General features: G+C 32.8%; 8 protein-coding genes and 1 pseudogene. 1 reads left to right on the top strand and 8 read right to left on the bottom strand.

Annotation, left to right across the window (positions count from 1 at the left end):
* Positions 1-66 precede the first annotated feature (66 nt).
* From DKT72_RS17005 to DKT72_RS16980, 6 genes and pseudogenes are all read right to left on the bottom strand, one after another.
* A pseudogene (locus tag DKT72_RS17005) lies at positions 67-258 on the bottom strand (SDR family NAD(P)-dependent oxidoreductase); the annotation flags it as partial.
* Positions 259-456: 198 nt separating this feature from the next.
* The gene (locus tag DKT72_RS17000; protein ID WP_111309950.1) at positions 457-1074 is read right to left on the bottom strand and encodes a porin family protein; all 618 of its coding nucleotides are present in this window, start codon (positions 1072-1074) and stop codon (positions 457-459) included.
* 211 nt (positions 1075-1285) lie between these two features.
* On the bottom strand, positions 1286-1777 hold the full coding sequence (locus DKT72_RS16995; RefSeq protein WP_111309949.1) for a hypothetical protein: 492 nt from the start codon (positions 1775-1777) through the stop codon (positions 1286-1288).
* A gap of 402 nt (positions 1778-2179) precedes the next feature.
* On the bottom strand, positions 2180-3166 hold the full coding sequence (locus DKT72_RS16990) for a TlpA disulfide reductase family protein (protein WP_111309948.1): 987 nt from the start codon (positions 3164-3166) through the stop codon (positions 2180-2182).
* 162 nt (positions 3167-3328) lie between these two features.
* Complete coding sequence (locus DKT72_RS16985; RefSeq protein WP_111309947.1) at positions 3329-4660, bottom strand: TlpA family protein disulfide reductase; 1332 nt, start codon at positions 4658-4660, stop codon at positions 3329-3331.
* Between the two features lie 304 nt (positions 4661-4964).
* Positions 4965-5171 carry a helix-turn-helix transcriptional regulator gene (locus DKT72_RS16980; protein ID WP_111309946.1) on the bottom strand — a complete coding sequence of 69 codons (207 nt, stop codon included), beginning with the start codon at positions 5169-5171 and terminating at the stop codon, positions 4965-4967.
* Between the two features lie 166 nt (positions 5172-5337).
* Between DKT72_RS16980 and DKT72_RS16975 the strand changes: the two genes are divergently transcribed.
* The gene (locus DKT72_RS16975; protein ID WP_111309945.1) at positions 5338-6270 is read left to right on the top strand and encodes a hypothetical protein; all 933 of its coding nucleotides are present in this window, start codon (positions 5338-5340) and stop codon (positions 6268-6270) included.
* A gap of 603 nt (positions 6271-6873) precedes the next feature.
* On the opposite strand, the gene DKT72_RS16965 is transcribed toward DKT72_RS16975, so the two are convergent.
* A complete protein-coding gene (locus tag DKT72_RS16965; protein ID WP_111309943.1) occupies positions 6874-7503 on the bottom strand; it encodes a GyrI-like domain-containing protein in 630 nt (209 codons plus the stop codon).
* A gap of 466 nt (positions 7504-7969) precedes the next feature.
* Positions 7970-8524 carry a hypothetical protein gene (locus DKT72_RS16960; RefSeq protein WP_111309942.1) on the bottom strand — a complete coding sequence of 185 codons (555 nt, stop codon included), beginning with the start codon at positions 8522-8524 and terminating at the stop codon, positions 7970-7972.
* Positions 8525-9198: the final 674 nt, after the last annotated feature.

Genomic DNA, 9198 nt, shown 5'->3' with positions numbered 1-9198 from the left:
ATTAAAATCTATAACTTTATGGTAACTTTAGAAAATTAAACAGTTCTATTCTTGGGAAGCTTACATTACATCTAATTGGAAAGCTGTTGCTTTTTGACCTAACGCCATAACTTCATTAACGACTTTATCGGCTTCATCTTTATTGCTATTGTATGTGAAAATGATATTGTACCCTTTTTTGGCTAAGCTTAGAACCATATCCTTGCCTAAACCACGACTTCCACCTGTTACTAGTGCTATTTTGCTTTTTATTGGCAGGGTTACCGTTTTAAGGCTGTTATAAACGTCCTTTTAAACTCATATCATCATCTTTCAATGTACAGGATATAAACTATTAAAAACAACAGACGCCCTTAAAGTGGGCGTTTTTGTATCTTGTTTTTTTGAAATTATGGGGTTGTGTAAATCGGTTACTATTGTTGTACACTGGCTTTTATCTATCGGTATTCATTTTCTTTAAAATCTATATCCTAACCCAAATTGAAATACTCTATTCTTATATTCGTGTTCTATATTAGATTCTGGGCTTTTAAAGTCGGACATATTCTTTAATCCATACATATACCTAAAGTCTAATAATAGACCGAAATCGAAGGAGTATTCTCCTCCAACCAAAAGTCCGTTGTCAAAATTAAAATATTCATTTTGTTTATATTTTCTCCCTTGGTACTTTTCGTTTGAACTTGTCACATACCCTAAATAAACTCCTCCTACAATTGATAAATCATTAAGTATTGGCTTTTTTAAAGTAAGAGGTAAATTCATTTGATCGAGTTGAAAAACAAAACCTGTTTCACTCGATCTATTGTATGAATAACCTTGTTTAGAAAATTGTAATTCTGTTTGTATTGAAATAGGTTTGTTAGATTTAGTTTTTGGAAAATACTCAACAAAACCACTTATAAAATAAGATATTCGATTTTCAAAATCTCTTGCAGAGGATTCTCCGTTATCTAAAACTGTAAATTTTGTGTTTGAAACATTCATTCCGCCTTTTAATCCATAATTCAATTTTTGTCCATAATTTACTGAGCAAATAAGAACAGTAAGAATTGTAAAATAAATCGATTTCATATTTTTTTATTCAATTTTTAGCTTGTGTACAACGTTGATGTATAAGGAAAGTTGCGTGTTTGTGTGCGAGGATTTTGCTTCGCCAGTTCACTAAGTTCGTGTCCGAAGGAAAATCAGAAGCTAGCAAACGAGCAACTAACTTTGGTTTAGCTAAAACTAGCATTTTTTTTACGGTGTTGGCAATAGTTATTCTATTCGGTGTTGGCAATAGTTATTCTATTCGTTTTAATAATCTATAATAAATCACATTTCCATTTCCGTCGTCCAAAGTCATCATTAGATTCCCTTTTTTTAGGAAGTCATTGATGTCTTTAGCAAATAAATTCACTCCCCATAATTCTCTATAATCTTTGACTTCTTTATTATCTATAGTTAAAAATTGTCCATCCAATTTATAGTCAGGTGTTTTGTCAGATGGTAAAATTTTAAATGTTTCTTTTATGTCATTTTCAGAATAATCATAATCGATGTCAGACATCATTGAGTATACTTTTCCATTTTCGAAAAACGCAAACCATTGATATTTTTGAGGCCAAGGGTTTATTTTGTTGATTTTATCCTCATTCGGAAATTCAACTTTTTTCCAAACACCTAACAATTCTGAAAGTTTTGGTGGACCACCAGCTTCTGAATTATTTTCTTGAGCGAAAAGAGACAATGAAAGGAATGTCAGTAAAATTAATATTGTATTCTTTTTTTTCATTGTTAATGTCTTATTTTCAATTTGTTCACGGCATTTTTTAATTACTGCCAACACTTGTATAACCACAATAAATACCCATCCTATTGTAGTTATATCGTTTATATATGCAATATATTACTTTTTTGGTTGTTGGTTGGTGGTTTTTGGTTGTTGGTTGGTGGTTTTTGGTGATAAATTTTTAGTTTGGGATAATAGGATTGTCTTTACTTTTATAAAACATTGTTTTACCGCGATGGCTTATACCCTGAAAAGGTATCTAATATTCACCAAAAGACAGTGAAAAGTGGGGAAATTTGTAGGCTACGAAGTTACAAACTTCGCACAGCAGAGGCCATTATAGAAGTCTGTTTTTTTTTATAATTTATGGGCTTGTGAAATGGTTACTGGTGTTGGCAGGCGTTATTAATTTAATAGGTTTGTTATGGTGTCTTCATCCAATTGTCCATTAAAAAATCGTTCAATCACTTTACCTTCTCTATCAATAAGATAACCAGTGGGCATTGAAAACACTTTATAGGTTAGAGCAATATCTCCATTAAAAGAAGATGTGTCTATTAATGAAGTCCAATTAATTCCATCTTGAATAGATGCTCTCTCCCATTTTTTGATATCTCGGTCTAATGAAACGCTGATTATTTCAAACCCTTTATTTTTATATTTTGTATTCATCTTCTTAAAAAAAGGATGTTCTTCTCTACAAATCCCACACCAAGAACCCCAGAAGTCTAAGTAGATAAATTTACCTAAGAAGGAATTTAAGCTAACATCATTACCATTAACATCTTTTAAGGTGAAATCAGAAACTTTGGCTCCAATTTCAAAGCCTTTGGATTTTTCTAAATATTTGGAAATTATTTTTCCATATTTTGAATTCTTAACTTCAATATCCAAATTGTCATATAACTCTTGGATTTCCTCATTTTTCATGTTCATTCTCAAATCCATTAACAAATATGCAGAATACTCATAATTACTATGATTTTTAATGAAGTTAACCTTTGTATATTGGCTAGCCTGTGAATTTTCCTCTTTAAGAAATTCCATTCTTTGATTTTGCATCTTACCGCCTTTTATAATAGCAGAGTTAAAATCCCTATTTCTAAGATCTATTTCAATATCTGAATTATCGATAAAGAGTAAATCTCTTCTAAGCCCCTCTAACTTATCGATTCTCATAAAGAATAAGTTATGACCATTAATTGGTTCAATATCAAATTGAAATTTATTATTGACGACATAGGTAGTGTCAAAAGGCTTGTCCATTTCAACATTTCTCAGGAGGACTTTTGTACTATCTTTTAAATTGCTTGTATAACCAACCAATTTGTGATTCTGAGATTGAATTTTGAAAACAATGGAAAAAATTGTAATAATAATTAATTTATTCATGTCAATATGGTTTTTCTAATGACTGCCAACGTTGAGTATATGCAAAGTAGGTGATTGCGGGCTTCAAACCTATCAAATCGTTACGATTTTGAAGCTGGCTACCGCCCTTGGAATTACTACTATCTCGCCTATTTGCTACATACATCTTTGTTACCACCAGTTTTACATCATAGTGTAATTTTTAATATATGCTTTCCAGTCAACTCCAAAAGGTATCTTTATGAAGTTCCCTTCAGGTGAAATCAGTATTTTGGTTGGATATCCAGATACCTCAAATAAATCATTAGTTTGTTTATCAATCTCGCTCACAGGAAATGTGTATTTATTTTCAGCCATAAAATCTGATAAGTTTTGAGAACCAAACGAAAAAGTGTAAATCATTAATTTTGAATTATTCCTATTAATATTCTCCACAAAAAAGGATTGTAATTCTGGCAATTCTTTTCTACATGGATCACACCATGTACCCCAAACATCTATGTAAATCCATCTGTTAGATTTTACAGTTAAATCTAATTCTTCCTTTTCAAATTGTATTTTTAGTTTTGGAACAGGTTTGCCCTTTTTATGAATATAATTAGCCCAATAATCCGTAAATGGGCTGTTGTATTTTAATTTTTCATAAAATTGCCGTAATGCTATTATGTTGTCATCTGAGGGAGTTCCAAAAGCAATATCACTCAATAAATCTAATGCGTCAGAATTCCGATTATTCCCAACCAAATACTTTTGATATTTTGTTTGAAAACCGAAGTCTCTTGTATTACCCGTCAAAAGTGCAGCATCATAAAAATACGCATGTTTATATTGTCTGTCGTTCAGGTCGGGGCTGTAATCGGAAGCTTTTTTTAAGTATTCTGAAACATTGGGTTTAACTGTATACAAATAGTTATAGCTATATGCCAATAAATATCTGTGCCATGCCCGTTTTTCACTCTCTTGTCTGCCTGTAATAACCTTATTGATATAAGGATATGCTTCCAAATTGTTTATGTTTTTTTGTAAGATTACTTCTTTATTATTGGCATCAATGACGTTTTTCTTATCCAGTTCTTGTAAAATTAAAAGGCAGTATCTTTCGGTTTCAGATTTATAATTTGAGCTGTCTTTTAAAATACTTTTTAGTTCTTCCAAAACCTCCTTTAAGTCATTTTCATTTTTTGCATTTATTGACTTACTCCATAAATAAATTGGAGAAATGATATTACTGATTTCATCATTTTTCTTTAGTAATAATTGTTCCAAATATTTTTGTCCATATAATTGTGAGTCATTTTGTAGTTGTTGGGCAAGTGTATTATGGATTCTCTCAATAAACATCGGTGGATACAAACGATATAATTCCAAAGAGGATTCAATTGCTTTTTCTGTTTCTCCATTATGCCATAAGGCACTGAGAGAATTTGTCAATGGAAATGCTTCCTTAGGAATTTGTCCCAAACATAAATTCAAAAGGAATAAACTAAAAGTTAATGTCATCAATAATCTGTTCATAATTGTTCAGTTTTTTTAATTGGTGGTAACACTTGTATAACCACAATAAATACCCTTCCTATTGTAGTTATATTGATTATGTATGCAATATATTACTTTTTCAATGGTTTTGGTTGTTGGTTGGTGGTTTTTTTCGTTTGGGATGATGGGATTGTCTTTACTTTTATAAAACATTGTTTTACCGCGATAGGTTATAACCTGAAAAGGTATCTAATATTCACCAAAAGACAGGAAAAAGTGGAGCTATTCTTTATTTTTCTTACTCTTACCCCACCAGTTGCAAACTGGCGGTAGCGCATAAAACCTATTTCGATGACACCAACAATTCCCTAACATCCACATCTAAAACTTTTGCTATATGAAATAAAGTCTCAACCCTAGGTTGCATATCATTCCTACACCATTTAGATATGGTCGTAGAATTCATTTCTAAGGATTCTGCTAAGGTATTATTCGTCATCCCTTTTTCTGCTAATACGGCTTTAATGCGATTGTAAATCTTTTTTGGCATGTCGGTTTATAATAAGTAAAACCAAATATAATTACTTTAATATTTATCATAATAGCATAAAATCATGCTTTATAGTCTTTAATTAAATATTTTTAACATCTTTGTTATGCTTTAAAAGCATATTATATCGCTATAAAATATTTTTTAACACATAATATATTTCATCATGAACCCACAAACAACACCTTCACCATCCAGTCATGGCAAGCCCCAACCATTTAGGGGCGAGGCAACCTTCACCAAACCAAAAAAAATAAACGACCCTCTTCTAAAACAAGTCATCGATTACCTGAGCCTGCATTACAGTCTCTTTGAGGCTTACTTATTAAGCCAAAGCACCACAACGGCCCACATGCAGTTTCATTACCTCCCCGGCCGCGAAACCTGCCATATAACCGCTACTTACACCCTCCTACTCATCACCAACAAGGCAAAGCCAGACCTGCCAAAACCCCATACTGCCCAACTTATGGAAGCGCTTTATAAACACACCAAAAAGCAGGCCCAGGTATATGCCATACCTTATAGCTACCCCTCCGTGCGCAAAAAACTTAGAACAGGCCATAGCTTCCTGAGAAAAACCATTGGCAATGCTCCCTGTATCTATAAGCTATACCCCTATGGGGACACTTATACCCTCCCCACGCCCCTATATCGGGAGCAGGTTTGGCAGGATACTTATCGGCAGTGGGGCGTGCATTTAAAAAAAGCGGATGACCTGTACGAAAGCCTTAGCACCCGAAACACTGTTACCGAACCCACAGCCTGTTTTGCCTTCTTGCACCAGATGCTCACGCAAATCTGTCTGGGGCTTATTTATGTGTTTATGGAATACAAACCGCAGCATATGGCATTACCCTACCTCTTGCACTTGTGTAGCCTATTTACTGATCTGCCCGACAGCGTGTTCCCAAAAAACACCTACGGCAACCAGCACTTGCTGCACCACCTATTTAACGCTAAAGACCTGACGGCACACAACACGCAACACCGCCTGAGCCTAAATGATGCCAACCGGGCATGGAAAAAGTGTGGGGTGTTTTTGTATTCGGCAGAAACCTTGGTGGAAAGGCATTTTGCTACTAAAGGGGGTGTGTAGTTAGCGTGACGTTATAACTTCGGGGAGGGGGGTTTTTACCGTTTTAAGGCGTTTATAAACGTCCTTTTAAACTCATATTATCATCTTTCAATGTACAGGATATAAACTATTAAAACCAACAGACGCCCTTAAAAAAGGACGTTTTTGTATCTTGTTTTTTTGAAATTATGGGGTTGTGCAACGGTTACTGGTGTTGTGCATAGTTTTTCTTTTCTATAGAACAGAGTTGGCAAAAGTCAGAAATAAAAGTCCAAAGATTATGAAAAAGGATAATCCTAATTTTTTTATTAAAGATATTGTCCTTTTTTCTTGGTCAGAAAGTCCAAACATATTTTTGGTACTATAATTTTCAGAAATCCAAAGATTAATTAATTCGCTGTGTTTTGATTTTATAATCAGAATTTTAATCATAATTGCCGCTAAAATTAGCATTAATATTCCTTTAAATATCATTTTCAAATTAGGGTTTGTTTTTAATCCGTTAAATTATGCCCAACACTTGTATAACCACAATAAATACCCATCCTATTGTAGCTATATTGATTATGTATGCAATATATTACTTTTTCAATGGTTGTTGGTTGGTGGTTGGTGCTTTTTATTTCATTTTTTCTCAACATTAAATCTCAAAACAGTCTTTAATTTGTCAGGGGAAACCTTTCTTGCGTCGCTAAGATAGATTTCTCGGTGAGTTTTTGATTTTCGACTATATTTTTCTTGCTCAGCAAAACTTTCCATGAGATTAAAACTTTCAGGTTCATTGTCATAACTGCCTAAATGCAGCATTTGAATACAATCGCCTTCTATTATTTCTTCAAATCTGACTTGTTCTAATAAATCATGTGGCTTTTTCTTTTTAGTCTGTTCGAGTATTTGCAGGGCAAAATCTTTGTCAACAAAATCAGGTTGTCGTATCATTAATTTAAAAACTAAATCGTTCTTATTTATTGTCCCATCAAATGATTTCTTGGCTTCTTCATTTAAGTCCCAAACTCCTTCAAGAGGATAAATTGTGTAATCAAAATATCCTTTGGGCTCAATCCCTTTTTTTTGGCTCATTTTTATTCCATAAGATAAAGAATATAAAACTCCAATGTATTCAGCAAAAAAATTATCATTGGGATTTCCGTTTCCTTCAATTGTGAAAAATTTAAATTTGGGTACACTTATCAATTCAGGCTTGTTCTTCGGCAAATAGAATTGTTTCTCGTTTTTTTTCCATTCATGTTTCATATTTTGTCTCCTTTATTTTTAAAATCCAAAAGTAGATTTATCAAATGACAACCCTATGTCAGTAGCTGATTTCTTTTTTTTAGCATGACCGCTAACACTTGTATAACCACAATAAATACCCATCATATTGTAGTTGGTTTTTGGTTGTTGGTTTTTGGTTGGTGGAGACCTTGAAATGAATTTAGGGTAACAAGTGTATGCAATTATTCGCTATGGCCTATAACTTTAAAAAGTATCTGAAATTTATAGAAAAACATAGTAAAATCGGAGTGGCAAGTCTATTCTTCGGTTTTTATCGTTTTAAGGCTGTTATAAACGTCATTTTAAACTCATATCATCATCTTTCAATGTACAAAATAAGAACCTATTAAAACCAAAAAACGCCCTTAAAAAAGGACGTTTTTGTATCTTGTTTTTTTGAAATTATGGGGTTGTGCAACGGTTACCATTGTTGTGCGTTCGGCTTTTATATCTTTGTCCGTAATTTCATTGTTTTTAAATCGTAAATCAAAATCTCGTTTTTATCAATCTTATCGTATTTGCCATTTGAGTTTGTATCATAATGACCTGTTATTGTAATCGTTCCTGTTTTTTCATTTGTTGTCCAAGTACGGACAAAAAATCTATCCTCAGTCAATTGTGTTTTTGATTCTCCGTCAGTCGAAAGTATGAAAATCTGCTGAGGGTCACTCCAATCAATTTCTTTATCACCGTCGAGATTAATTGTCTTTGCAACTAAAATCACTTTACTTATGTCAAGTTCTTCAATCAATATTTGCTCAACTGACATTATATACGAATCCTTTGGCAAATCAATCTGTTTGGTTTTTCCGTCTTTCGTATCAATGAAAAGAAGATATTTGCTTTTAGTTTCAATTTTCCCTCTGTTTTCAATCGAGGCAATCACGTAATCAGTTCCTTTTACCTCAGTTAACTTATCAAAGCTTACATAATTGTATTTATCCTGTCCGAATGTAATTCCTGAAATTGAAACCAGTAATAATATCAGTAGTTTTCTCATTTTTTAGGGGTTATGAATTATTTGTATTTAAAAGTCGTCTCCTGAAAGTCAATAGTAAAGTAATAAGTATTGTGCAAATCAGAATCCATATTTTCATTCTTGTAATTGAATCACACAAATCCACGCCATTTACCAGAGAAATACAATCTCCAGGATTATCTGTTTCATATTTTAGCCTGACCATTGTATTAACAATTCCAAAAATGTTTAATGGAATTCCTAATCCAGATAAAATCAGTACGATATAGTAAATTGTTTTTTTCAAATCTTGCTTGTTTGTACTCGGTTCTTAGCTGACGCACAACACTTGTATAACCACAATAAATACCCATCCTATTGTAGTTATATCGTTTATATATGCAATATATTACTTTTTCAATGGTTGTTGGTTGGTGGTTAGTGGTTTTTTTCGTTTGGGATGATGGGATTGTCTTTACTTTTATAAAACATTGTTTTACCGCGATAGGTTATAACCTGAAAAGGTATCTAATATTCACCAAAAGACAGTGAAAAGTGGGGCTGGTTGTTGGTTGGTGGAGACCTTGAAATGAATTTAGGGTAATAAGTGTATGCAATTATCAGCTATGGCCTATACCCTTAAAAAGTATCTGAAATTTATAGAAAAACACAGTAAAAGTGGGGCGATAAGTCTATTCTTCGGTTTTTATCGTATT

Origin of the sequence: Confluentibacter sediminis (assembly GCF_003258355.1) — a bacterium.
GTDB lineage: Bacteria > Bacteroidota > Bacteroidia > Flavobacteriales > Flavobacteriaceae > Confluentibacter > Confluentibacter sediminis.
The sequence above is the reverse complement of the archived record's forward strand: the minus strand, read 5'-3'. Positions and strand labels throughout refer to the sequence as shown.

Coding starts and splice junctions, on each gene's coding strand:
- DKT72_RS17000 (WP_111309950.1), bottom strand. CDS start 1,074: ATGAAATCGATTTATTTTACAATTCTTACTGTTCTTATTTGCTCAGTA.
- DKT72_RS16995 (WP_111309949.1), bottom strand. CDS start 1,777: ATGAAAAAAAAGAATACAATATTAATTTTACTGACATTCCTTTCATTG.
- DKT72_RS16990 (WP_111309948.1), bottom strand. CDS start 3,166: ATGAATAAATTAATTATTATTACAATTTTTTCCATTGTTTTCAAAATT.
- DKT72_RS16985 (WP_111309947.1), bottom strand. CDS start 4,660: ATGAACAGATTATTGATGACATTAACTTTTAGTTTATTCCTTTTGAAT.
- DKT72_RS16980 (WP_111309946.1), bottom strand. CDS start 5,171: ATGCCAAAAAAGATTTACAATCGCATTAAAGCCGTATTAGCAGAAAAA.
- DKT72_RS16975 (WP_111309945.1), top strand. CDS start 5,338: ATGAACCCACAAACAACACCTTCACCATCCAGTCATGGCAAGCCCCAA.
- DKT72_RS16965 (WP_111309943.1), bottom strand. CDS start 7,503: ATGAAACATGAATGGAAAAAAAACGAGAAACAATTCTATTTGCCGAAG.
- DKT72_RS16960 (WP_111309942.1), bottom strand. CDS start 8,524: ATGAGAAAACTACTGATATTATTACTGGTTTCAATTTCAGGAATTACA.